24 protein-coding genes are annotated in these 21,592 nt (G+C 56.8%); 15 read left to right on the top strand and 9 right to left on the bottom strand.

All coding sequences use genetic code 11. From position 1 onward, the window contains the following. Nucleotides 1-260 precede the first annotated feature (260 nt). On the top strand, nt 261-1,862 hold the full coding sequence (locus ABEA08_RS07760; RefSeq protein ID WP_345334720.1) for a cation:proton antiporter domain-containing protein: 1,602 nt from the start codon (nt 261-263) through the stop codon (nt 1,860-1,862). 33 nt (nt 1,863-1,895) lie between these two features. Here the strand turns inward: ABEA08_RS07760 and ABEA08_RS07755 are convergent, their stop codons facing one another. The 3 genes from ABEA08_RS07755 to ABEA08_RS07745 all read right to left on the bottom strand — a co-directional run bounded on the left by ABEA08_RS07755 (nt 1,896) and on the right by ABEA08_RS07745 (nt 4,779). Further along, a complete protein-coding gene (locus ABEA08_RS07755) occupies nt 1,896-2,477 on the bottom strand; it encodes an LON peptidase substrate-binding domain-containing protein (protein ID WP_345334719.1) in 582 nt (193 codons plus the stop codon). Nucleotides 2,478-3,431: 954 nt separating this feature from the next. After that, on the bottom strand, nt 3,432-3,620 hold the full coding sequence (locus ABEA08_RS07750) for a DUF2061 domain-containing protein (RefSeq protein ID WP_345334718.1): 189 nt from the start codon (nt 3,618-3,620) through the stop codon (nt 3,432-3,434). 115 nt (nt 3,621-3,735) lie between these two features. Next, nucleotides 3,736-4,779 carry an alpha/beta hydrolase gene (locus ABEA08_RS07745; protein WP_345334717.1) on the bottom strand — a complete coding sequence of 348 codons (1,044 nt, stop codon included), beginning with the start codon at nt 4,777-4,779 and terminating at the stop codon, nt 3,736-3,738. 503 nt (nt 4,780-5,282) lie between these two features. Between ABEA08_RS07745 and ABEA08_RS07740 the strand changes: the two genes are divergently transcribed. The 6 genes from ABEA08_RS07740 (at nt 5,283) to accC (ending at nt 9,340) form a co-directional block, all read left to right on the top strand. Then, the gene (locus tag ABEA08_RS07740) at nt 5,283-5,660 is read left to right on the top strand and encodes a DUF2057 family protein (RefSeq protein ID WP_345334716.1); all 378 of its coding nucleotides are present in this window, start codon (nt 5,283-5,285) and stop codon (nt 5,658-5,660) included. 133 nt (nt 5,661-5,793) lie between these two features. Next, nucleotides 5,794-6,411: a peptidylprolyl isomerase gene (locus ABEA08_RS07735; RefSeq protein ID WP_345334715.1), complete on the top strand. Its 618-nt coding sequence runs from the start codon at nt 5,794-5,796 to the stop codon at nt 6,409-6,411. 69 nt (nt 6,412-6,480) lie between these two features. Continuing rightward, nucleotides 6,481-6,906, top strand: a complete 426-nt coding sequence (gene arfB / locus ABEA08_RS07730; RefSeq protein ID WP_345334714.1) for an alternative ribosome rescue aminoacyl-tRNA hydrolase ArfB — start codon at nt 6,481-6,483, stop codon at nt 6,904-6,906. Nucleotides 6,907-7,071: 165 nt separating this feature from the next. Continuing rightward, nucleotides 7,072-7,533: a type II 3-dehydroquinate dehydratase gene (gene aroQ / locus ABEA08_RS07725; protein ID WP_345334713.1), complete on the top strand. Its 462-nt coding sequence runs from the start codon at nt 7,072-7,074 to the stop codon at nt 7,531-7,533. An 8-nt stretch (nt 7,534-7,541) separates the two neighbouring features. Further along, nucleotides 7,542-7,982 carry an acetyl-CoA carboxylase biotin carboxyl carrier protein gene (gene accB / locus ABEA08_RS07720; protein WP_345334712.1) on the top strand — a complete coding sequence of 147 codons (441 nt, stop codon included), beginning with the start codon at nt 7,542-7,544 and terminating at the stop codon, nt 7,980-7,982. Nucleotides 7,983-7,993: 11 nt separating this feature from the next. After that, on the top strand, nt 7,994-9,340 hold the full coding sequence (gene accC, locus ABEA08_RS07715) for an acetyl-CoA carboxylase biotin carboxylase subunit (RefSeq protein WP_345334711.1): 1,347 nt from the start codon (nt 7,994-7,996) through the stop codon (nt 9,338-9,340). A gap of 128 nt (nt 9,341-9,468) precedes the next feature. Here the strand turns inward: accC and ABEA08_RS07710 are convergent, their stop codons facing one another. Further along, on the bottom strand, nt 9,469-9,792 hold the full coding sequence (locus ABEA08_RS07710; protein WP_345334709.1) for a hypothetical protein: 324 nt from the start codon (nt 9,790-9,792) through the stop codon (nt 9,469-9,471). Nucleotides 9,793-10,752: 960 nt separating this feature from the next. Here ABEA08_RS07710 and ABEA08_RS07705 point away from each other — a divergent pair. Further along, nucleotides 10,753-11,316: a hypothetical protein gene (locus ABEA08_RS07705; protein ID WP_345334708.1), complete on the top strand. Its 564-nt coding sequence runs from the start codon at nt 10,753-10,755 to the stop codon at nt 11,314-11,316. A 15-nt stretch (nt 11,317-11,331) separates the two neighbouring features. Beyond that, entirely contained in the window at nt 11,332-11,997 is a 666-nt protein-coding gene (locus tag ABEA08_RS07700; RefSeq protein ID WP_345334707.1) for a hypothetical protein, read from the top strand. Nucleotides 11,998-12,339: 342 nt separating this feature from the next. Here ABEA08_RS07700 and ABEA08_RS07695 read toward each other — a convergent pair whose 3' ends face one another. The 5 genes from ABEA08_RS07695 to ABEA08_RS07675 all read right to left on the bottom strand — a co-directional run bounded on the left by ABEA08_RS07695 (nt 12,340) and on the right by ABEA08_RS07675 (nt 16,875). Further along, entirely contained in the window at nt 12,340-12,837 is a 498-nt protein-coding gene (locus ABEA08_RS07695) for a hypothetical protein (protein ID WP_345334706.1), read from the bottom strand. A 164-nt stretch (nt 12,838-13,001) separates the two neighbouring features. Then, nucleotides 13,002-13,289, bottom strand: a complete 288-nt coding sequence (locus tag ABEA08_RS07690; RefSeq protein ID WP_345334705.1) for a hypothetical protein — start codon at nt 13,287-13,289, stop codon at nt 13,002-13,004. A gap of 90 nt (nt 13,290-13,379) precedes the next feature. After that, a complete protein-coding gene (locus ABEA08_RS07685) occupies nt 13,380-14,114 on the bottom strand; it encodes a fumarate reductase iron-sulfur subunit (RefSeq protein ID WP_345334704.1) in 735 nt (244 codons plus the stop codon). Continuing rightward, a complete protein-coding gene (locus tag ABEA08_RS07680; protein WP_345334721.1) occupies nt 14,111-16,189 on the bottom strand; it encodes a fumarate reductase flavoprotein subunit in 2,079 nt (692 codons plus the stop codon). The genes ABEA08_RS07685 and ABEA08_RS07680 overlap by 4 nt, the downstream gene beginning before the upstream one ends. Further along, nucleotides 16,189-16,875, bottom strand: a complete 687-nt coding sequence (locus ABEA08_RS07675) for a succinate dehydrogenase/fumarate reductase transmembrane subunit (RefSeq protein WP_345334703.1) — start codon at nt 16,873-16,875, stop codon at nt 16,189-16,191. The genes ABEA08_RS07680 and ABEA08_RS07675 overlap by 1 nt, the downstream gene beginning before the upstream one ends. A 222-nt stretch (nt 16,876-17,097) precedes the next feature. Between ABEA08_RS07675 and prmA the strand changes: the two genes are divergently transcribed. The 6 genes from prmA to ABEA08_RS07645 all read left to right on the top strand — a co-directional run bounded on the left by prmA (nt 17,098) and on the right by ABEA08_RS07645 (nt 21,447). Beyond that, nucleotides 17,098-17,979 carry a 50S ribosomal protein L11 methyltransferase gene (prmA, locus tag ABEA08_RS07670; RefSeq protein WP_345334702.1) on the top strand — a complete coding sequence of 294 codons (882 nt, stop codon included), beginning with the start codon at nt 17,098-17,100 and terminating at the stop codon, nt 17,977-17,979. A 206-nt stretch (nt 17,980-18,185) separates the two neighbouring features. Further along, nucleotides 18,186-19,151, top strand: coding sequence for a tRNA dihydrouridine synthase DusB (dusB, locus tag ABEA08_RS07665; RefSeq protein WP_345334701.1), 966 nt, complete (start codon nt 18,186-18,188; stop codon nt 19,149-19,151). A 19-nt stretch (nt 19,152-19,170) separates the two neighbouring features. Then, complete coding sequence (gene fis / locus ABEA08_RS07660; RefSeq protein WP_345334700.1) at nt 19,171-19,479, top strand: DNA-binding transcriptional regulator Fis; 309 nt, start codon at nt 19,171-19,173, stop codon at nt 19,477-19,479. Nucleotides 19,480-19,658: 179 nt separating this feature from the next. Continuing rightward, the gene (locus tag ABEA08_RS07655; protein WP_345334699.1) at nt 19,659-20,324 is read left to right on the top strand and encodes a hypothetical protein; all 666 of its coding nucleotides are present in this window, start codon (nt 19,659-19,661) and stop codon (nt 20,322-20,324) included. Nucleotides 20,325-20,418: 94 nt separating this feature from the next. Beyond that, entirely contained in the window at nt 20,419-20,637 is a 219-nt protein-coding gene (locus tag ABEA08_RS07650) for an AlpA family phage regulatory protein (RefSeq protein ID WP_345334698.1), read from the top strand. Nucleotides 20,638-20,691: 54 nt separating this feature from the next. Beyond that, the gene (locus ABEA08_RS07645) at nt 20,692-21,447 is read left to right on the top strand and encodes a hypothetical protein (RefSeq protein ID WP_345334697.1); all 756 of its coding nucleotides are present in this window, start codon (nt 20,692-20,694) and stop codon (nt 21,445-21,447) included. Nucleotides 21,448-21,592 lie beyond the last annotated feature (145 nt).

Raw genomic sequence — 21,592 nt, 5'->3', positions numbered from 1 at the left:
CGTTCTCATCCTCGAATCGCTGACTTTCTTGGCAAGTTGCTTGAAATCGCTGGAAGTATGCATCGTCGATGCTCGGGTCACTAATCAAAGCACTATTAGATCAAACTTTTAGTGCAATTGGTATAACCCTTCCCTGCCTGAACAGACACTGGCTGTAAAGTCGTGACCAGTGGTTGCACCACCCAATCCCATAAAGAACTGATAAAATGCCCTTTCCTGGGTCCTAAGAGTGACCAAAAACCACAAACGGAGAGCGTGTCATGATGGATCCCATGTTATTGGTGTTTCCACTGCTGTTGGCGGTGCTCGTCACCGTGGTTGGATTTCCCCCCTTGATCGGCTACCTGCTGGCCGGATTTGCCCTGTACGGTGCCGGCATTGAAGCCCTGCCCTTTCTCGAGCCGATCGCCGATCTCGGCGTACTGTTGCTGCTGTTCGCCATCGGCCTCAAGCTGGATCTGCGCAGCCTAGCCAAAGCCGAAGTCTGGGGCGGAGCCACGTTGCACCTGACCATCACCCTGGTGGTGGCAGGGCTGGCGATCAAGGGACTGGGACTGCTCGGGCTCAGTCTATTCAGCGCCCTGTCGCTGGAGCAAACCCTGATCCTGGCCTTTGCCCTAGGCTTCTCCAGTACCGTGTTCGCCATCAAGGTGCTGGAAGAGCGCGGCGATGCGCAAACCCTGTATGGGCGCACCGCCATCGGCATTTTGATCATGCAGGATCTGTTCGCCGTGGTGTACCTCACCGCCAGCAAGGGCGAAATGCCATCCGTGTGGGCCTTCGGCCTACTGGCCCTGCCCCTGCTGCGGCCGCTGTTTTACCGCTTACTGGATCGCGTCGGCCACGGCGAGATGTTGGTGCTGTTTGGCCTGGCGATGGCGCTGGCGCCCGGCGCCGCTCTGTTTGAGCTGGTCGGGCTCAAGCCGGATCTGGGCGCCTTGGTGATGGGGCTGCTCCTAGCCGGCCACGCCAAAGCCTCAGAGCTGTCCAAGTCGCTGTTCCTGTTTAAAGAGCTGTTCCTGATCGCCTTCTTCCTGACCATAGGTCAGCAAGGGCTGCCCACCGGCAGCGAGGTAATAGCCGCGTTGGTGCTGATGTTGCTGCTGCCCTTCAAAGGCGCCCTGTTCCTCAGTCTGCTGACCCGCTTTAAGCTGCGCCTGCGCAGTGCCTTTATGGCCACGCTGACGCTGGGCAACTTCAGCGAATTTGGCTTAATCGTGCTCACGGCCGCCATTGCGGCGGGCAGCATGGATCCGAGCTGGCTGCGAGTCATGGCACTGACCGTGACCTTCAGCTTCATCATCGCCGCGCCGCTGTCCACCCACGGTCAGGCCATCTATCTGAAGTGGCGCGATAAGCTCAAGAAGATGGAGCCGCAAGATCTGCACAGCGAAGAGCAACCCATTCAATTGGGCGATCCGCGGGTGGTGATCGTCGGCATGGGTCGGATCGGCTCCGGTGCCTATGACGATCTGCGCCAGCATTACGGCGACCGCATTCTCGGCATCGATCACAAGCAGGAGATGGTGGATCGTCATCTCAGCGAAGGCCGCAATGTCGTCATGGGCGACGCCACCGACACCGACTTCTGGGACAAGCTGGAAAGTACCAGTCAGATCGAGCTGGCGATCCTTGCCATGCCCTACCACCACGGTAATGAGTTCACCGCGGAGCAACTGCAGTTGATCGACTTCAAAGGGCAGATCGCTGCGGTGTCTCGCTGGCCCGAGGAGGCCGAGGCCCTGCATCGACTCGGAGTAGAGCGGGTGTACAACATCTATCAAGCCGCCGGCGCCGGCGTCGCAGAGCAGGTGCTGGATCTCACCGGGAACCGCACCGACAAGCTCAACGCCACGCCGTAACACATAGCCCCGCCAAACCGAGCCCGTCACAGGCTACTCGGTTTGGTGGGATCGGATCAGGGACATCACGTACTGCATGGCCTTGCAGCAGTCCGCCTGCTCCATCAGCATCTGCTTGTCCTTTTCAATTAACGGCAGTACCTCCAGCCAGCGCTGACTCACCCAACATGCGTCATCCAACGCCAACTGCGGATAAAGCTCCCCCAGCGCAGGCTGACTGTCATACAGTCGCTTGAGTGCCTCCCCTAACATGGCGTAATTGTCCGCCAGCGGGCGAGGAGGCCAGTTGGGCAGAGGCAAGACCTTGCCCATCCAGACGCCATCCGTCGCGGCCCAAACGTCTGAGATCCGCACCTTGCGGATCCCCTCCACCACGATCGACAAACTGTCGTCATCCAGTTGATGAAAATCCACCACCCGGACTCGGGTCGCCACGGGGTAACAGGGCAGATCGGTTTCGTCGCGGTTCATACAAACCACGAGCCAGGCATTATCGTCCTTGAGAGAATTCGCGACCATCCTTAGCTGCCCGGGTGTAACAATGCGCAGCTCCTTTCGCCCCTGAGGTAATACCGGAGCCTCGATCGGGAGCAGCGCCGCCTCTATGCGTTTCATAGGGCCTCCGGCGGCAGCGATGGTGACGGTTTCAGGCTGATGGGGCCGTCGTTCCCCCCACAACATAAGCTCTCAGAGTGTAGACCATGCCGGGCCACTGCCTCTTACAAGCATAGCCTCAGCCCTGCCTCCGTTCCCCCGGCGCTTGCTTGGACCAAGTTCCGCCAAAAAGACGATTAGGGGCATGGCTTTTTTCCATTGGCTTACGCCGCTGACGCCATGGCATGCTTTAACCGTCAGAGGAGGACATCCACTCTTCCCCGAGCGGTGCGTCTCTTGATAGAGCGATCAGCAAGGACGCTGATCCCCTCCCCTGACCATTCATCATCCTCATCAAAACCGGCCTCATCAGCCGGTTTTTCTTTGCCTATGCATCAAGAGGCCAGCACCCCATACCGAGTTGAGCCCTAACAAAGCCCGCCTTGCCGCGCGCGCATGCAACGCACGCGACGTACAGCACTGAAGCCATTGCTACGGCACACAAGGGCGCACGCAAAAAAGGGCTGTGTCTTAAGTAGTTGTTGAAGCTCTAAGATGAAGTTCGAGGTTTACGCCGCATTTAGGCCGCCTAGCGCAGCGCCGAGCGTTGGTGCGTGGAGGCAGACCGGGAGCTGGACGGAGCCCTTTTTGAAAGCGGCTGGCCGCTTTTGTCGTTGCCTCTCTCCATCAAGAGCCTGGGCGACTTTCAGCCCGTTTGTCGGCATTGGCGCTGGAGCGCACCATTAGCGAGGGACCAGCGAAACGCAGCGGTAGGGGGTGTGCAGAGGGGCTCGCCCCCCATGCCTTCACAAAGATGGCTTGCCGTCGCCAACGCGACTTAGTGGGTGAGGTCGATGCAATAGGCTGAGATATAAAACGAAAACTTCGACTAACAGTTAACTCACACACAACCCAAAAAAGCGACATAACGTCCGTTATGCCGCATGGCTTTGCAGGGAGGATGAAACGCGGGGCTCAGGCCAACACGGCCGCACGATTGGATTCGATCTTGCGCCAGATCCGCTCGTGCAGGGTATAACCAAAAGTATTGACTAAGGGCTCGATCACCGCCAACAAGCCGCCCACCACCAGGCTGCCGGTCAACAGGTACGCCAGGGCAAAAGCAATACTGAAGTGCATCAGGGCAAAGGACAGGGTTTTCATGGTGCGGGCTCCATAGTGAAAGAAACGCTGAATCAATTCAAATGATAACAATTACCATTTGCATTTCAACCCATATTTTTCGCCCACCGCAATCGAAATAAGCGATCCTAACCGCTCAGCCAAAGCCTCGTTGCAGATAGCGTCCCGGCTCCTGACGGATAGCCTCAAATCCCTCGATCAACGCCTCCCCCATGCTCGCAGCCTGCTGCCACGCGTCTATCCGCTGCGCACTGGACAGCGCACGAAAATCGGTTCGATCGGGCAGCTTACGTCCGGGCAGACGCGCAATGAACGCCTCGCTCGGCGCCAGGATCACCACCCGCTTAAAATTGTCTTGCGCTCGTCGCCACGGCAGTGACTTGTCAAACCAACCGGGGGCCGCATAAGGATAGAAATGGGGGTACAAGGTCAGCCCGCCTTGCCGCAGAGCCGGCAGATCCAGATGGTAATCTGTGACGCCGCCGTCGTAATACCGTCCCGGAGCCGCCCCCGCCAGATCCTCCACCCCCGGTAAGACCATCGGAATGCTGCCACTGGCCAACAAAGCGGCGATCAGCGCCGGCGCGTGCAACTGCGCGCTGTAAGTGGGCAGATCAGACATGCCGCTAAACCCCGAGTGGCTACCGGCATGAAAGACCCAGCGCTGCCACAGTGCCGCGATCCCTCGACGGCCCACCAGGTTGATCGCCGCCGTCAACGCCGCCATTGCCATCACGCTGCCCTGACGGGGCGCAGATAACAGACCGCGACCGCGACAGGCGATAAGATTCAGCTGACGATGGGGGTGTGTCACCATGGCTTGCCGACTTTCCGGCTCAAACGCGGCCTCGAGCAATGCCTGACACTGCCGCGCGATCTCCGCCTGAGTGGGGGCTTGATCATAGCGTTGATGAATATAGCCCTGCTGCAACCGTCGGTGGGCCTCGGCGGGCTGGGGGTGACACAAGGCCGCGCAGCGCCAAGCGCCTGAAGAGGTCCCCATCAATGCCAGGGGCTGATCCGGCAGCAAAAACTGTTCGCTCAAATGGCGATCCAGCGGCGCCAAGGGTAACCACTTCGGGCCGCCACTGGCGGCGATCCATTTATCAAACAGCTGAGGGATCATCCCCTCCTGCTCGATCGCCCTCGCCGCCTCGCTCCCTGCAATGACCTGTAACATTTGGCCCCTCACTGCCTTAAATTAATCCACCACACCACAACAAACTGTTCACGTAATGCGCAGGCACCTATATTCTCTTTCTGTGCACAATCATGCACACCACAAATTGTTAAGATTTGGCATTTAGCGCTTTTTTCGCCTCATCAAAGGCATTGCTGCCAGTTTTGTGCGCGGCAAGTTCGAACGTTAGTTCTATGCACTTGCAACTACGCAGCATTTTTTACCAAACTTAAGGCCGGTTGGCAGTTTGGTGTCGCTGCCGAGTTCACTTTTCATTAACGCAATGGTAAAAAGTAATCAATGTCGCAGTGATCACGTTCACACCGGTCATGACCTGACTTCCTTGAAGGATCAGGAAGGGGGTCAGCGGCACATAGCAAACCAACGACTCCGACGTACGCACGAAGCGCGATCACACGAAGAATGGGTTTGGTATATCAGGGTCATCCCGGTCCAATGCCGACGATGCACCTTCTGGCGCTGTATATAGAAGGAGAATCATCATGCGCACTACGAAAACGATCTTCGCAACCATGACCACGGCCCTGCTGCTCAGCACGGCAGCCCAGGCGGGTCAGCTCGAGCTGGGCGAAGGTTTCTTCGCCACAGCCGTTAATGGCAACAAAGTCTCCGTCCACGCCGATAGCGTTACTTTGGGCAGCGGCAAGCAGGTCGTCACCGTACGCTATGAAGAGAACGTCATCCACAGTCGTGAGCAGAACAAATTTACCGTATCCAAACCTATCCATCTGATCTTCGATGCCAATCAAGGGGCCTATCAGATCAACAAAACCGATAGTGGCATCGTCATTACTCAGAACAACCGCCCCGTCAAAGCCAACATCGTGTCCGGCGATCAGGCGCTCAACCTGGCGCTGTGATCCTCGGCTCAAGCTCCAAGGCGGCACGCCCGTGCCGCCTTACGCTCACTCGCGTCTTCATTCCCCATACTGCGCCACACTGCCGTTAGACTGGGCGACTCCTTTGCTTTAGTCACCCATTTCAGGACGGAACATGAAGCCGTATATCCCGCTCTTGCTGACCCCACTGCTGCTGGGCTGCAGCTCCGATGACAACGACAACCCACCACCGCTTGAGCCCACACCCGAGATGCAGCTCGACAGCTGCTACCAACTCCACACCAGCAAAGGCACCGTGCAGATCGGGATTGACCGCACCAACACCCCAAAAACCGGCGACAACTTCCACGCCTACGCCGATCGCGGATTTTACGACGGAACCTTGTTCCACCGGGTGATCGCCGAGTTTATGATCCAAGGCGGCGGCTTCGAGCCAGGCATGAACGCCAAGCCCACCGATCCCCCGATAAGCAATGAAGCCCATGTCGGCTTTACGAACGCGCGCGGCACCCTGGCCATGGCCCGTACCCAGGCGCCCCACTCCGCCACCGCCCAATTTTTCATTAACCATGTGGATAACCCCTTGCTGGATCGCGCCCACGCCGCCGATGGCTGGGGCTATGCCGTCTTTGGCCGGGTACTGAGCGGAATGGACGTGGTGGATCAGATCGCCATCGTTGCCACTGGCCCGGTCGGCGGTCATGCCAATGTGCCGCTCACCGACGTCATGATCGATTACATCGTCAGCACCGACTGCCCAACCGCACAGTAAGCCTGGGGATCCGCGCCGCTGGCGGGCAGCCAGTTAACTCCTAAGCCGGAACAGGCTACACTGCCCGCCATGCTCACTTTATCCCAGCGGGTCAGCATTCCCGCCCACGAACTCGAATTCCAAATGATCCGGGCCAGCGGCCCGGGTGGCCAGCACGTCAATAAAACCAGCACCGCGATCCAGCTGATCTTTGACGTCAAGGCCTCACAAGCCCTGCCCGATCATTACAAACAGCGGATCCTCGCCCGCGCCCACCCCAACCTGACCGCCAGCGGCAAGATCATCATCAAGGCACAGCAATACCGCTCGCAGGAGATGAACCGCCAAGATGCATTGGCCCGACTTAAGGCGATGATCGAACAAGCCATGGTGGTACAGAAACGTCGGATCGCAACCAAACCCACCCGATCCTCCCAACGCAAACGGATCGACCACAAAAAGCGCCATGGCCAGACCAAAGCCCTACGCAGCCGCAGTAACTATGGAAAAGAGTAACCTTGCGGTGATTCTGCGGTGATTAGACCAGTAAAGTGCTGCCAAATCCGTTGATGTCGTTATAATGGCTCAATCAATCAAGAGCTCACCGACAACTGGTCAGATTTCAGACTCTGTTCTTATTTGTCGACTTTTCACCGTGAGTTCGCAGGGGATGGAGACACGATGTCACACAAAGCGCAGATTTTGCTTCTGAATGGGCCCAACCTAAATCTTTTGGGCCGTCGGGAGCCAGGCCTCTATGGTCATCAAACGTTGAACGACATCGTCACCGGCTTGCAAGCGCAGGCGGCACAGGCAGGGATCGCCCTGTCCCATCTGCAAAGCAACAGTGAAGCGGAGTTGATCGATGCGATCCACGCCACGACGGCGGATTTTATCTTGATCAACCCCGCCGCTTTAACCCATACCAGCGTGGCGCTGCGCGATGCCCTGCTGGGGGTGGCCATCCCCTTTATTGAGATCCACCTTTCCAACGTGCATGCCCGCGAGCCGTTCCGCCATCACTCCTATCTGTCGGATGTGGCGCAGGGCGTGATCTGCGGGCTGGGAGCCCAGGGCTACCGCTTCGCCCTTGAGGCAGCTCAAGATTTCTTGCAAAAACAACAGACAACGCAACAGGATTAAACACCGCTATGGACATTCGTAAGATTAAGAAACTGATCGAACTGGTACAGGAATCCGGCATCGCCGAACTGGAGATCACCGAAGGTGAAGAAAGCGTCCGCATCGCCAGCCCCCAAGCGGTTGCTAATGTAGCACCTACCACCTACGCGGCCGCACCAGCTCCTGTCGCAGCCGCCGCCCCAGCCGCCCCTGTCGTCGCTGAAGCCGCCGTTGCTGGCCATCAAGTCAAATCCCCTATGGTGGGAAGCTTCTATCGTGCCGCCACCCCGGGTGCCAAGCCCTTTGTCGAAGTGGGTGACAGCGTCAACATCGGCGACACCCTGTGCATCATCGAAGCGATGAAGATGATGAACCAGATCGAAGCGGACAAAGCCGGCGTCGTCAAAGCCATCTTGGCAGAAAACGGCGACCCGATTGAGTTCGATGAGCCACTGTTCATCATTGAGTAAGGAAACCGCTCATGTTGGATAAAGTCGTCATCGCCAACCGCGGTGAGATCGCCTTGCGGATCTTGCGCGCCTGCCGCGAGCTGGGGATCAAGACCGTGGCGGTACACTCCGTCGCGGACAAGGATCTGAAACACGTACTGCTGGCCGACGAGACCATCTGTATTGGTCCGGCCCCCTCCGCCCACAGCTACCTGAATATCCCGGCCCTAATCGCTGCCGCCGAAGTGACCGATGCCATCGCCATTCACCCCGGCTATGGCTTCCTGTCTGAAAACGCCGATTTTGCCGAACAGGTCGAAAAGAGCGGTTTCATCTTCATCGGCCCGAAAGCCGACACCATCCGCCTGATGGGCGATAAGGTGTCTGCCATCGAAGCGATGAAGAAAGCAGGCGTTCCCTGCGTGCCGGGCTCCGACGGTCCATTGACCGACGATACCAAACGCAACCTGCAGATCGCCAAGCGGATCGGCTATCCGGTGATCATCAAAGCCGCCGGTGGCGGCGGTGGTCGCGGCATGCGCGTGGTACGTGAAGAGAGTGAGCTGATCGAAGCCATTGCCATCACCCAATCCGAGGCCGGCAGTTTCTTTGGCAACTCCATGGTGTACATGGAGAAGTTCCTAGAAAACCCACGCCACGTCGAAGTTCAGGTGCTGGCTGACGGTCAGGGCAGCGCCATCCACTTGGGTGAGCGCGACTGCTCCATGCAGCGTCGTCACCAGAAGGTGGTCGAGGAAGCCCCGGCCCCAGGCATTACCGAAGAGATGCGTAAGTTCATCGGCGAACGTTGTGCCCGCGCCTGCGTCGAGATCGGCTACCGCGGCGCCGGTACCTTCGAATTCCTGTTCGAGAACGGCGAATTCTACTTCATCGAAATGAACACCCGCATTCAGGTGGAGCACCCAGTGACCGAGATGGTAACCGGGGTCGATCTGATCAAAGAGCAGCTGCGCATTGCCGCTGGCCAACCTCTGTCCATCACGCAAGAAGATGTACAGATCCGTGGCCACGCCATTGAATGCCGCATTAACGCCGAAGATCCCAACACCTTCATGCCTTCTCCAGGCAAGATCGAGCACTTCCACCCACCCGGTGGCATGGGCATTCGTTGGGACTCGCATATCTACGCCGGTTACACCGTACCGCCGCATTACGATTCCATGATCGGCAAGCTGATCACCTACGGTGAAAACCGCGGGATCGCGATCGCCCGCATGCGCAACGCCCTGCGCGAGCTGGTGGTCGATGGGATCAAGTGCAACGTGCCGTTGCAGATGCGGATCATGGCCGATGAAAACTTCCAGAACGGTGGCACCAACATCCACTACCTGGAGAAGAAACTGGAAGCCGAGAAGTAAGCGACTGGTTTAATAAGCAAAGCCCGCCATAAAATGGCGGGCTTTTTATTTCCTGTACGGCTAAATGGCACATGATGTCGTTGTATCGGCAGCTCAAAGGCGCTTACACCCTCACTGCAGTTTTGGATTCAATCTTGGCACTGGACGAGACCATAGGCACTACCTTCTGGCATATGGGGCTGAACTCGGATGCCACTGTCCTCCCCAATTGTTGTTGGGACCACTCCAGCCTCCTTTTCACCATCAAACTTAAAATTTAATGGCGCACAGACTTTCTCGGCTTGCTCCGCCAACGCCGCTATCATCGCTTCATCCGAGATATAAATCGTGTAACCTACCGTTTTAACCATATACCGCCCGTCGGAAAGCTGCTCCTTACTGTCTATCGTGGCCGAACACCCTGATACCATCAAAGCGCAGAGAATGGACATCGATTGCAATCGGTTTTTCATCCCTGAAACCCTCTCACCTTATAACATTTAAAGATCAAGTTACTTTCCATTGAGCGTACGCCCGCACACTTTCATTTGCGAGTTTTTTCATTGCAAATCTAAAGCAGTGCAGGAACCAACTTGTATCTTTTGACTGGAAATTAAGCTCATAGATTCAATCAGCTGCCATGTCGTTATGCTCACAACGGCCCTGTAGTCATTGGCTCCTATGCCACGCTAAAGCGCTCAAGCGGCGGTTTCCTCTCGACGCGCCATCAAGCCCAAACTCAGCTAGCTGAGTCGGCGCCTCGAACAAAAGCGCCTAAGGGTCCCTCCACCCCGCTTAGCAACACCGATTGCTCTGTCCCATCAAATTAAAACGAAACACAAACACCGAATAGCATTCAGGCATAGTTCAAGCGGCAATCACACTCAGTTTATCCACACTCTCTCTGGACAGAGGGATTTTCAATCACATATAGTCGGTAGTGACACCAATAAGCCACTAAGACTATGGGCAACATGTTGTTTCAACGAATGGCACCACTTTGGTTAAGCCTTACTCTAGCCATGGGGCTCTTGAGTTACCTTCTATGGCGCCCAACGACGCTGCTTGAAAGAATGCTACTGCACTCTTGGTGTGACTGGCCCGAGCGCAGTGGAGGGTTGATCGCCCAACTGCCGATAGTAAGCGACGTTTTTGCCGATATCTGCTGGGCTGCGGCACTGACCATCGCCTTTCATCGCTACGCACAGTTTCACTCTCTTTGGCCTGCACTCCTTTTTGCGTGGGCCATCGAAGCACTTCAATATTTTCAGCCCCGCTGGGGCACATTCGACATCGCTGATCTGATCGCTATGACCGTAACCGTGATCTGGGTGCATCGAGCCCTTCAATCAGACCAACCAAACTTACGCTCGCCAAACCCGAGCGCACATACTCAACACCCATAGGGAAATCCAAACTGCAGGAGCACAACCATGAGCCTCATCACGAAACGCATCAGTCTTATCGCCGCATTTTTTATCTTAGCGCTAGGCTGCGCCAGTAGCCCGCCTCCCAATATTGATACCACCAACAAAACAGCCGTCGCCATTCCAGGCGGCATATTCGTCAATGAAGGAGTACGCATCGTCGCAGAAGACGGCAGCTTTGAACTTATCGGTGGCGAGCGCTTTGCCACCCCCTTCGATGTTTTCGACTGGACGCACGCCGTGAACGCCTTCACCAAAGAGTCGAAAATGCTTGAGCATTACGACATGGCCCTGCGCAACGGTGCCAAACGCGTGCTGATCTATCAGGATGGGTATGACAAGCCTCTATACGGTGTGCTGGTCTTCAACCAAGCGATCGCTGCCGCTTATGGCCCAGCATCCCGCTCTTACATGTTACAGATCCCTGACAGTAAAATTCAGGCTGCCAGAGATGGCGTCACCGCAGTGACTTGGGAAAAAATGCAGTGGAAGCAGACCTATACCCGCAGCGCAGATCAAAACCACAATTGGTATGCTTGGTCTTTGTGGCTCTCGACCTATCCGCTGTAAGACAAGGTGAGCCTTATGAAAAACCGAATTGCGGCCGGTTTTACGGCCCTCATGTTCAGTCTGCCGGGCGCGGTCTACAGCGCGAATGGGCCGGAATTGAAGATTGGAAAGAACTGGTACCGGATCCCCATGCAGTGTCTGCCTAAGCGGGCATTTGGCGCCGATCAAAACAACCGCCAACATGGTTCGGATCAAGGCAGTCGCCTACATGGCGCCGATCAAAACAGCCGGCTACACGGGGCGGACCAAGGCAGCCGCCTGCATGGGGCCGACCAAGACAGTCGGCAGCACGGCGCTGATCAGGGCAGTCGCTTGCATGGGGCCGACCAAGCCAATCGCCAGCACGGAGCAGATCAAGGCAGTCGCCAGCACGGAGCAGATCAAGGCAGTCGTTTGCATGGGGCCGACCAAGACAGTCGTTTGCATGGGGCCGACCAAGGGGCCCGCTTGCACGGCGCGGCTCAAGACAGTCGATTGCACGGCTCAGATCAAAATGCCCGCCAGTATGGAGGCGCTCAACAGGTGCTTAAGTGCGAATTACTCCCGGATCATACCGGTTTCAAGCTGATGGCCATCAGCCAGCAGGCTGAGATTGGCTTCCATTCCGCTCTCAATGGTGAGGCAGAGTGGCAAGACAATCACTGGGTGATCTATACCGATAATGTCCGCATTACCTGGTAAATTCTGAACCCGATGAGGCTGAAGCTCCCTACTTCAGCCTCACGCTGTTATGGTCAGAGCCGGTAACCAAAGCAGTGTCGTAAAATATATTATTGATAGGCTGTGGGACTACTTTGATGCAGACATTGATAACTGGGAAAGCCAGAGAGTGGGCAAATTCGTCTTCCGTGCTTCTGGGTACACTGACATTGTCGGAACTGGCGGCTATGCGTTAGACATGGATTGGCAGAGGCTCTTTCGTGTCGCGTTCTCGCGGCACGCCCTTCTGGTTTAGTAAACAAACCCGCCATTATTTGGCGGGTTTTCTATTTTGTAGATCCCAACGTTGGTGCGAATCCTGCCTCATTGTGCCTGAGTAAACAGCGCCACATCGCCTGGCTTCCAGCCTTCGTCTTGTAGATAAAAGGGTTGCGTACGGATCTGGCCGTTAGGCAGCATCACCATCTCAGTTTTCACTTCCTCAAAGCCCGGATCGGCGCCCTGCAAGAAGTGGTGAAAGACAAAGGCGTTGTCATGTTGCGTTACCATGCCATGACTGAAGAAGTCCGCGGTGGTGTGGTAGGTAAACTCGACCTGCTCACTCTCCGCATTCCAAACAAACAGGATCTCACCCTGATATTCCCCATCATTCATGCTGTGGCTGTAGCGCACCGCATTGCCCTGTAATGCCTCCTCCCAGAGCACCACCTCAGTGTTGACCTTTGAGTTGACGGCCACCTGATACTCACCATTCCAAGTCGTTCCCATCAGAGCCTGGAATTGCGCCAGTTCCGGATCAAGCTGGGCACTGGCCCAGCACGGCAACAACGTCAGTAAACAGATCGCAGATTTCATTTTCATATCGCTCAGCTCCAGTTAGATAAGTCTTTAAATTGCCCTCAAAATCCAACCTAGATCACGAATGAGCCTCACGCAAAAATCAATCGCACCCTATTGCATCTTTTTATTAAATCACGCAGGTAAGCCGCCCACGATAGGTAAAATTAAGGCGTTGTATAGGGCCTTCAGCCCTGACTAAAGGCCGCAGGAAAGGCCGCAGGAAAGGCCGCAGGAAAGGCCGCAGGAAAGGCCGCAGGAAAGGCCGCAGGAAAGGCCGCAGGAAAGGCCGCAGGAAAGGCCGCAGGAAAGGCCGCAGGAAAGGCCGCAGGAAAGGCCGTAGGAAAGGCCGCAGGAAAGGCCGCAGGAAAGGCCGCAGGAAATGCCGCAGGAAAGGCCGCAGGAAATGCCGCAGGAGCAGGAAATGCCGCAGGAAAGGCCAAAGATGGCGCAATGAAGCAGGGATCTCTGCGCAAAGGGGGGGTGCGTCCATAAAACGTCTCAACACGACAACGGGGAGCGTTCGCTCCCCGTTGGGCTATCGCATCTCTGCCTGCGTCAAATAGTTAGATGATCCGCGGATGCAACGCCAGCTTACGTCGCAGGTAGCCGATCTGGGCCTGATGACTGAGATCTTTCGGACAGGTATCGGCACATCCAAGTAGGGTCATGCAACCAAACACCCCGTCTTCATCGCCGATCACGTGATAGAAATCATCCACTTCCCGTACATCACGATCATCCAGGGCAAAGCGCGCCACCTTGTTCATCCCCACGGCACCGACAAAGGTTTCACGGATCTGCGCCGTGGCGCAAGCGGACACGCAGCATCCACACTCAACACAGCGCTCGGTTTCGTAGATCGCCTCCGCCAAATGCGGCTCCATCTTCTGCTCGATGGCATCGAAACTGTGCACCGCCTTTTTCGGATGCAGCCAAGCGCCGATCCGCTCAGACAACTGGCGCATAAACTTGCCGGTATTGACCGACAGATCGCCGATCAACTCAAAGCCAGGCAGCGGCATCAGCTTGATCCGCCCTTGTGGGTAGTTCGCCGTCAGCGTGCGACACGCCAGGGTCGGCACGCCGTTGATCACCATGGCGCAACTGCCACAGATCCCCGCGCGGCAGACAAAATCAAACTGCAGACTGGGATCTTGCTGCTCGCGCAGCTGCTTGAGCGCCACAAACACCGTCATTCCCGGCGCTTCCTCCAACTCAAAACTCTGCATGGTCGGTTTATCGCCCGGCTCGAAAGGATCAAACCGGAAGATCTCAAACGTCAGGGTACGCTGGGTCATACTTGCTCTCCGGCTACTTCGGCCGCTTCGGCCTCAATCGTCTCGTCATTCTGGTTGGGGCTTATCAGCCCAGCTAACTTTGCCGCCTCAGCCTTTAAAGGAACGGGAACCTGACCCTCACGGCGCACATTGTCCCCGCGCAAATGCTCAGGCAGCAGGCTGGCAAATACAGCTGGCAACAAGGCTTGCTGGCGCTGCTTCGGTGTCGCATCCGGATTCGCTTGATCCCACGCGGCGATCTCCGCCAGCCGAGCCGCGGTGTGCGGATGCGCGATCACCAGATCCTTACCATAGCCACGTGAGCCCGGCGGCATCTCCATGGCCATCACATCCAGCGACTCATACTCCACCTGCAGCGCAGCTTGCGACTCCGGCCAGCGCACCAAGGTACGCTTCAACCAATCGCGATCATTGCGCTCCGGGAAGTCCTCCCGCGCATGCGCACCGCGACTCTCGGTCCGCTCTCGTGCGGCCGTGGCAATGCACAACGCCACCTTCAGCATCTTACGCAACCGCAGCGCATCAACCAGTTCGGGATTGGCGTGGCGTTTACTGGTGCTGAGCTTGAGCCGCTGACTTTGTTGCGCCAGCAGCGTCAACTCTTCTACCGCCTCCGCCAACGCCGCGCCATTACGGAAGATCCCCACCTTCTCCATCATCAGGGTTTCCATGCGCTGCCGCAGTGCCACCACTGACGCGCCATCATCACCGCTCAGCAGCGCATCGATCTCCGCCTGCACCACTGCAGCATGCTGTCGTGCCAACGTCGACTCGCCCATGGCGTAGCACTCACAGGCGTCGGCCACCTTATCACCAACGATCATCCCGGCCACCACCGTCTCCGCCAGCGAATTGCCGCCCAATCGATTAAAGCCGTGCATGTCCCAACAAGCCGCTTCACCCACGGCAAACAGCCCTTTCAGTCCATCACTCTCGCCATTGGGATCGGTGCGCACGCCCCCCATCGAGTAATGCTGGGTTGGCCGCACCGGGATCCACTCCTCGGCCGGATCGATCCCCAAGAAGTTCTCGCAGATCTCCTTCACCTCACGCAGGTTCTTCTCAATATGCTCTCGACCCAGAATGGTGATGTCGAGCCAGAGATGATCACCATATTGGCTCGGCACCCCCTTGCCCTTACGCATATGCTCGGTCATCCGCCGCGACACCACATCTCGCGACGCCAGCTCCTTCTTCTCCGGCTCATAGTCGGGCATAAAGCGATGGCCATCGACATCCCGCAGGATCCCGCCATCACCGCGGCAACCCTCAGTGGTGAGAATGCCCACAGGCACAATGGCGGTGGGGTGAAACTGCACCGCCTCGGGGTTACCTAAGGCCACACCCGCATCCAGCGCCAACGCCGCGCCGGTTCCTTCGCAGATCACAGCATTAGTGGACACCGCCCACAAACGGCCCCAGCCCCCGGTCGCCATGGTCGTGGTGCGCGCCAGATAGGCGATCAACTCGCCGCTGATCAGATCCCGCACGATGGCGCCATGACAGCGCTCGCCATCGTGGATCAAGCGCAGCGCCTCGACCCGCTCATGGATCTCAATGCCTGCCCCGATCGCCTGATTATCCAGCGCATACAGCACCGAATGGCCCGTGCCGTCGGAGGTGTAGCAGGTTCGCCACTTCGCCGTGCCGCCAAAATCCCGCGCCTGGATCAGCCCGTGGGCCGCCATCGGTTCTTGCAAAATAACCGGCTCAGCGTTCACCACCGTCTTACGCGGCCCCGCCTTCACCCGGCTCCAAGGTACGCCCAAATTGGCTGCCTCACGGACCGCCTTAGGCGCCACATGGGTAAACATCCGCGCCACAGCTTGATCGCAGCCCCAATCCGAGCCCTTGACCGTATCCTGGAAGTGGAGATCTTCACCATCTCCCTGCCCCTTAACAGAGTTGCCCAAACTGGCCTGCATCCCGCCTTGAGCGGCGGAAGAGTGGGAGCGCTTGGCAGGCACCAGCGAAAGGACAATGGCTTCATGACCCCGGGCCTTACACGCCAAGGCCACCCGCAAACCCGCCAAGCCCCCGCCGATCACCAATGCATCGGTATATACGGTTTTCATCATGCCGCAGCTCCAAACAGAAACAGGCCGTTATACACCTGCATTAACAGACTCAGCGAGCCGAGCACCAAGAGATAGATGGCAAACCGGCGACCCCAACGTCGGCCATCAAACCGAGGCTCGGCATAGGGACACCATTTCAGCCACAGACGCACCACGCCCGCCATGCCGTGGATCACCGCGGCAGGCAACAACAAGCCATAAAGAAACCAGCCGCCCTCAAACACGATCCGTAAAGAAGACGGCTCCGCCCCCAAGCTATGTGGCTGCGTCATCATGGTTGCCAAGTGGATAGGCAGTAGAATCATCAAGGCCACGCCTGAGCCCACCTGCGTCAGCCACAAACGCGTGCCATCGTGCTTAACCACATCAATATGCTGGCGCAGCGCCTGCACTTGGCGCCATTCAGTGGGTAAGCGTCGCAGCACCGCCAGCACATGGCCGATCAGCAAAACCGACACCACCAGCACCGCCAGCACCACCATAAAGCCATAACCCACCCCGGTGGGATCCGCCCAGCCCGCGTGCAGGAACCAAGCCACCGCATCAAATGCGTCTGTCCCCAGCAAAACGCTGGCTTCCATATGTAAGTGAACCAACAGAAACAGCATTAATGCCAATCCTGTCGCCCCCTGCAATAGATCCATCCGTGCAGGGCCACGCCCGAGCTCTAACAGTTTTCGCATTATTTCGCTGCCTGAAGGAAACAATTTAGTCAACACTACTGTTCGCATAGGCCATTTCGATTGATGGTGATCAAGTTTTTGGACGCTGCAAATTGGTTTGACCAAGATGCACAACCAAGATCACAAAAAGCCACAAGAACAGCGAATCGGGGAAAACAGTGGCGATCGTGCCGCCAGCCATTACAATTCGCCCACTCCTTATTAGACAGATCAGAGAACAACATGGCTTGGATCCAACTGCGCTTAAACGCCACCGCCGAATCCGCCGATACCATCAGCGATACCCTGATGGAGCTGGGCGCGGCGTCCGTTACCTTCCTGGATGCTCAAGATACCCCGGTATTTGAGCCACTGCCGGGCGAAACCCGCCTGTGGGGCGATACCGACGTGGTCGGCCTGTTTGACGCCATCGTCGACATGAAGCCGGTGATCGAGCAGCTCAAACAACTGCCCGAGCTGGCCAATCAAATGACCTATAAAGTCGAAGCGCTGGAAGACAAAGACTGGGAGCGTGAATGGATGGAGAACTTCCATCCCATGCAGTTTGGTCGCCGCCTGTGGATCTGCCCAAGCTGGCGTGAAGCCCCAGAGCCGGACGCCGTTAATGTCCTGCTCGATCCCGGTCTGGCCTTCGGCACTGGCACCCACCCGACCACCGCACTGTGCCTGACCTGGCTCGACGGACTCGATCTCTCGGCCAAGTCCGTGGTCGATTTTGGCTGTGGCTCCGGCATTCTGGCCATCGCCGCCATCAAGCTGGGTGCCGCCGACGTGGTGGGCCTGGACATCGATCCTCAAGCCCTGACCGCCTCCGCCGACAACGCCGAGCGCAATGGCGTCAAAGATCAGCTCACCGTCTACCTGCCCAAGGATCAGCCCGACAACATCCAGGCCGACGTCGTGGTCGCCAACATCCTGGCCGGCCCACTGCGCGAATTGGCACCGGTGATCAGCGCACTGGTTAAGCAAGGCGGGCAATTGGCCCTGTCCGGTCTGCTGCAGGAACAAGCGGAAGAACTGCGCGCCATCTACGGCCAGTGGTTTGACCTCAACCCAACCGCCATCGAAGGCGATTGGTGTCGCCTCGATGGCACCAAACGATAAGCGCATTCTTTTGGTGAAAATTTAGGCAAGCCAGGGGCAAAGCTGAAAGTGAGCAACCGCTAACTTGGCTTCGCCCCAGCCTAAAGGCTTTGCTCAGAAAGAAGTCAAGCGAAAAAATATGCGCCGCGTTCATTTTCTGACCTTCCCAGGCCCCCAAAAAAAGAGTAAGATTCGCCCCCTTGTTTCGGATGCGGGCTCTAGTGACCATGAAAATTGGACCCTATCAACTGGATAACCAGCTGATCGTGGCGCCGATGGCCGGCGTTACTGATCTTCCCTTTCGCCGTTTGTGTCGCCGGCTTGGTGCCGGACTGGCTGTGTCAGAGATGCTCTCTTCCAACCCTTTGGTTTGGAAAACAGAGAAATCAATGTCGCGGATGGACCACAGCGGAGAGAGCGGGATCCGCTCCGTTCAAATCGCAGGCTGTGAACCCGAGTTGATGGCTCAGGCCGCTCGTTTCAATGTGGAACGTGGCGCCCAGATCATCGACATCAATATGGGTTGCCCAGCGAAAAAAATTAATAAGAAGCTGGCTGGCTCAGCACTGCTGCGCCACCCGGATCTGGTCAGTCAGATCCTCAACGCCGTCGTTGCGGCGGTCGAGGTTCCAGTGACCCTCAAGATCCGAACCGGTTGGGATCCGGACAGCCGTAATGGTGTCGACATCGCCCGTATTGCCGAACAAAGCGGCATTGCGGCGCTTGCCGTGCATGGACGTACCCGTCAATGCATGTACAAGGGAGAAGCCGAGTACGACACCATCGCGGCCATAAAAGCGGCCATCTCCATCCCTGTCATCGCCAATGGCGATATCGACAGCCCGGAGAAGGCCAGACAGGTATTGGACAAAACCGGTGTGGATGCCCTGATGATTGGGCGTCCGGCACAGGGGCGTCCATGGATCTTTCGCGAGATCGCCCACTACCTGGAAACCGGACAACATCTGGCGCCCCCGCCCCAAGCGGAGCGCCAGGCCCTGATGCAGGAGCACCTTGAGGCCCTCCATGACTTTTACGGCGATGAGCGCGGCATGCGCATTGCTCGTAAGCATGTAGGCTGGTACCTGGATCACCAACAACAACCGGAACTGCGTCGCCAATTCAACCAGTTGGATTCGGCCGCCGCGCAGCGCGATGCCCTAGCCGGCTTTTTCGTACAATTTGATAGTTAAGAGACAGAGCAAAGACAGTATGTTTGATCAGCAGAACTCCTTTACTGAAGCGCACCAACTGACCGTCGGTCAGATCGAAACTCCAAACGGTACCGTTAAGCCGCAATTGCTGCGTGACTCCGTCAAGCGCGCCGTAAGCAACTACTTTGCTCAACTGGATGGCCAAGAAGCGTCTGAAGTGTACGAAATGGTTCTGTGTGAAGTTGAACAGCCTCTGCTGGACATCGTGATGCAGTACACCCGCGGCAACCAGACCCGCGCAGCCAACATCCTGGGTATCAACCGCGGTACCCTGCGTAAGAAGCTGAAAAAGTACGGCATGAACTAAACAGTGCATCTAATGCATTGAATTAAAAGCCGATTCCAGAAATGAAATCGGCTTTTTTGTTTATATGTACCCCGCCATGTACCCCGAGTTAATTGCTTAAAGCTCGCTCTAGGCATCATTTATACAACTGAAGCCCCCGATATACTGAGTTTTTAGCGCCAACTCTTTGAAGGGAATGTATGAGCAATCAGCACCAAGAAAAATATGAGCAGGAAGCAAATTTTCTTCCAGAAGACCCTCTGCTTTTCTACGATCATGTCTCTGAAACCACTCAACAAGAAGCCGAACACCTGCTGCTACCCCACCTCTATACGCTGAACAACCTGTATCTTAAATCAGGAAATGCCGCTTACCTGTTCGAGGCCGACCATTTAGCAGGGTACTTTTCCATGTACCTCCCACCGGAGATCCAAAAAAACTTCCGCCAGGTAACCCAGCGCATCGCCCGCGGTGAGGAAGTTTCCGGCCTACTGTTACCGTCCACTCTCCGCAAGGAAGCCAGCAAAGGGCTGGATAGTGATGTTTTGCTGATGTCGGTATGGCTCCTCGTTGAGGAGTGCGGTAACACAATTCAAGAGGCAGCCGCTCGCACTTACCAGCGTTTCGAGAGCTACTGCCGGGCGAATAGCTGGGGTTACAATGCGAAAACACTGGCCGCTGATTTTTCCAAACGACGTGAAGAGATAGGCCTTCTTATCCAGCAGACCCGGCAAGCCATTGACGCCAATCCTGGCTATCGCCCTTTGGAAAACGCCAATGCCTTTGAGGCACAGTTCTCGCCACTAAACGAATGCAGTGAGCACCACACTCACACCATCGCGCTTAACCGTCATTCTGGCAGTTAGTCATGTAAGTTTTTCCTTGGATCTTTTTCCAATCAACTGAATCTGGCTCACGAGTTAATGGCTTCAACGCAAACAACAAACGTTGGAGCCAACCATGAACAAGTCACAATTTCTCTACCATCCCGCTCGCCAGATCCGTGAATCTGAGTGCAAAACCCTCACCAGCCTGAGCCGCTCTCAGCGCTACAAGCTGGAGAAGCAGGGCCGCTTCCCTCAGCGCCGCCAGCTCGGTAACCGCTCCGTCGTCTGGCGCCTTGGTGATGTCCTTCAATGGTGCGAGAACCCGCAGACCTGGCCGAACCCTATCGCCTAACTCCGACGTTTCTATCGGGCTAAATAGCCTATCCACTCTTGCGGGGAGCATGTCATGGCGATCCATCAATCGAGTAACAAAATGCCCAATGGCCGTGGCAATGCGACCTTGAGCTTTTTCAAGTTGCCGCACTTCGTGCTCGACAGCCAACAGTACCAGAGCTTACGGCCCGTTTGCCGCGCTCTGCTCATCCAGGCCGGAGGGCAATACAACGGCCAAAACAACGGTGACCTGCACTTAGCGGAACAGCCCATGCTGGCGCTTGGCTGGAAGCGGGACCAATTGCGTAAGGCGATTGCCGAGCTAGAGACCTCAGAGCTGCTGCGTAAGACCCGCCCGCAGACCAGCCGCAAGGCTCCGAACCTTTATGGGCTGGGTTGGCAAGCCATCGATGCGGATCCCACGAAGCTACCCGCCAGTGCGCGGCACAAGACAAAGGTGCAGTTGCCAGGTGACAAGGGCAAGAAGAGCAAGTTTGCCCAAGTGCTGAAGATAATCCTCAGCCATCCGGATTATCTGGCCTTGAGCAAACCGGCCCAAGCCCTGCTGTGGGAGGTGGCCGCTCAATACAACGGCCACAACAACGGCGAACTCCTGCTGACCCATGCCTACTTTGGTTCGCGAGGCTGGACCAAGCCCGCCCTGAAAAAGGCGCGCGATGAGCTACTGAACGCCGACTGGTTACGGCTGGCCAGTTGCCCTCTGTCCCGCAAAGGATCGGAGCCACTGCGCTACGCCCTGAGCTGGAAACCATTGGATCTCGAAATTGAACAACCAGAACCCTACCGGGTTCGCAACCTGAACCACTAAAACCGCTCCGTCTAACGGACAGGGCGGGATCGTACTTTGTTAATGGAAGTTGATACCAGCGATCTGCTGTGATCTAATCGGGCTCTCCGTCATCATAGATCCCCCCCAAATGACCCTGATTGAACACCTCACCGTTATTGAAGAT

The organism is Ferrimonas pelagia, assembly GCF_039543565.1.
Taxonomy (GTDB): domain Bacteria; phylum Pseudomonadota; class Gammaproteobacteria; order Enterobacterales; family Shewanellaceae; genus Ferrimonas; species Ferrimonas pelagia.
This window is presented reverse-complemented; position numbering and strand designations above follow the sequence as displayed.

Excerpts from the sequence above, each read along its gene's own strand:
- ABEA08_RS07740 (WP_345334716.1), top strand. The coding sequence starts at position 5,283 with ATGCGCACTACGAAAACGATCTTCGCAACCATGACCACGGCCCTGCTG.
- arfB (WP_345334714.1), top strand. The coding sequence starts at position 6,481 with ATGCTCACTTTATCCCAGCGGGTCAGCATTCCCGCCCACGAACTCGAA.
- ABEA08_RS07760 (WP_345334720.1), top strand. The coding sequence starts at position 261 with ATGATGGATCCCATGTTATTGGTGTTTCCACTGCTGTTGGCGGTGCTC.
- aroQ (WP_345334713.1), top strand. The coding sequence starts at position 7,072 with ATGTCACACAAAGCGCAGATTTTGCTTCTGAATGGGCCCAACCTAAAT.
- ABEA08_RS07735 (WP_345334715.1), top strand. The coding sequence starts at position 5,794 with ATGAAGCCGTATATCCCGCTCTTGCTGACCCCACTGCTGCTGGGCTGC.
- ABEA08_RS07695 (WP_345334706.1), bottom strand. The coding sequence starts at position 12,837 with ATGAAAATGAAATCTGCGATCTGTTTACTGACGTTGTTGCCGTGCTGG.
- ABEA08_RS07650 (WP_345334698.1), top strand. The coding sequence starts at position 20,419 with ATGAACAAGTCACAATTTCTCTACCATCCCGCTCGCCAGATCCGTGAA.
- accC (WP_345334711.1), top strand. The coding sequence starts at position 7,994 with ATGTTGGATAAAGTCGTCATCGCCAACCGCGGTGAGATCGCCTTGCGG.
- fis (WP_345334700.1), top strand. The coding sequence starts at position 19,171 with ATGTTTGATCAGCAGAACTCCTTTACTGAAGCGCACCAACTGACCGTC.
- ABEA08_RS07710 (WP_345334709.1), bottom strand. The coding sequence starts at position 9,792 with ATGAAAAACCGATTGCAATCGATGTCCATTCTCTGCGCTTTGATGGTA.
- ABEA08_RS07685 (WP_345334704.1), bottom strand. The coding sequence starts at position 14,114 with ATGACCCAGCGTACCCTGACGTTTGAGATCTTCCGGTTTGATCCTTTC.
- prmA (WP_345334702.1), top strand. The coding sequence starts at position 17,098 with ATGGCTTGGATCCAACTGCGCTTAAACGCCACCGCCGAATCCGCCGAT.
- ABEA08_RS07750 (WP_345334718.1), bottom strand. The coding sequence starts at position 3,620 with ATGAAAACCCTGTCCTTTGCCCTGATGCACTTCAGTATTGCTTTTGCC.
- accB (WP_345334712.1), top strand. The coding sequence starts at position 7,542 with ATGGACATTCGTAAGATTAAGAAACTGATCGAACTGGTACAGGAATCC.
- ABEA08_RS07655 (WP_345334699.1), top strand. The coding sequence starts at position 19,659 with ATGAGCAATCAGCACCAAGAAAAATATGAGCAGGAAGCAAATTTTCTT.
- dusB (WP_345334701.1), top strand. The coding sequence starts at position 18,186 with ATGAAAATTGGACCCTATCAACTGGATAACCAGCTGATCGTGGCGCCG.
- ABEA08_RS07645 (WP_345334697.1), top strand. The coding sequence starts at position 20,692 with ATGGCGATCCATCAATCGAGTAACAAAATGCCCAATGGCCGTGGCAAT.
- ABEA08_RS07755 (WP_345334719.1), bottom strand. The coding sequence starts at position 2,477 with ATGAAACGCATAGAGGCGGCGCTGCTCCCGATCGAGGCTCCGGTATTA.
- ABEA08_RS07680 (WP_345334721.1), bottom strand. The coding sequence starts at position 16,189 with ATGAAAACCGTATATACCGATGCATTGGTGATCGGCGGGGGCTTGGCG.
- ABEA08_RS07745 (WP_345334717.1), bottom strand. The coding sequence starts at position 4,779 with ATGTTACAGGTCATTGCAGGGAGCGAGGCGGCGAGGGCGATCGAGCAG.
- ABEA08_RS07705 (WP_345334708.1), top strand. The coding sequence starts at position 10,753 with ATGAGCCTCATCACGAAACGCATCAGTCTTATCGCCGCATTTTTTATC.
- ABEA08_RS07700 (WP_345334707.1), top strand. The coding sequence starts at position 11,332 with ATGAAAAACCGAATTGCGGCCGGTTTTACGGCCCTCATGTTCAGTCTG.
- ABEA08_RS07675 (WP_345334703.1), bottom strand. The coding sequence starts at position 16,875 with ATGCGAAAACTGTTAGAGCTCGGGCGTGGCCCTGCACGGATGGATCTA.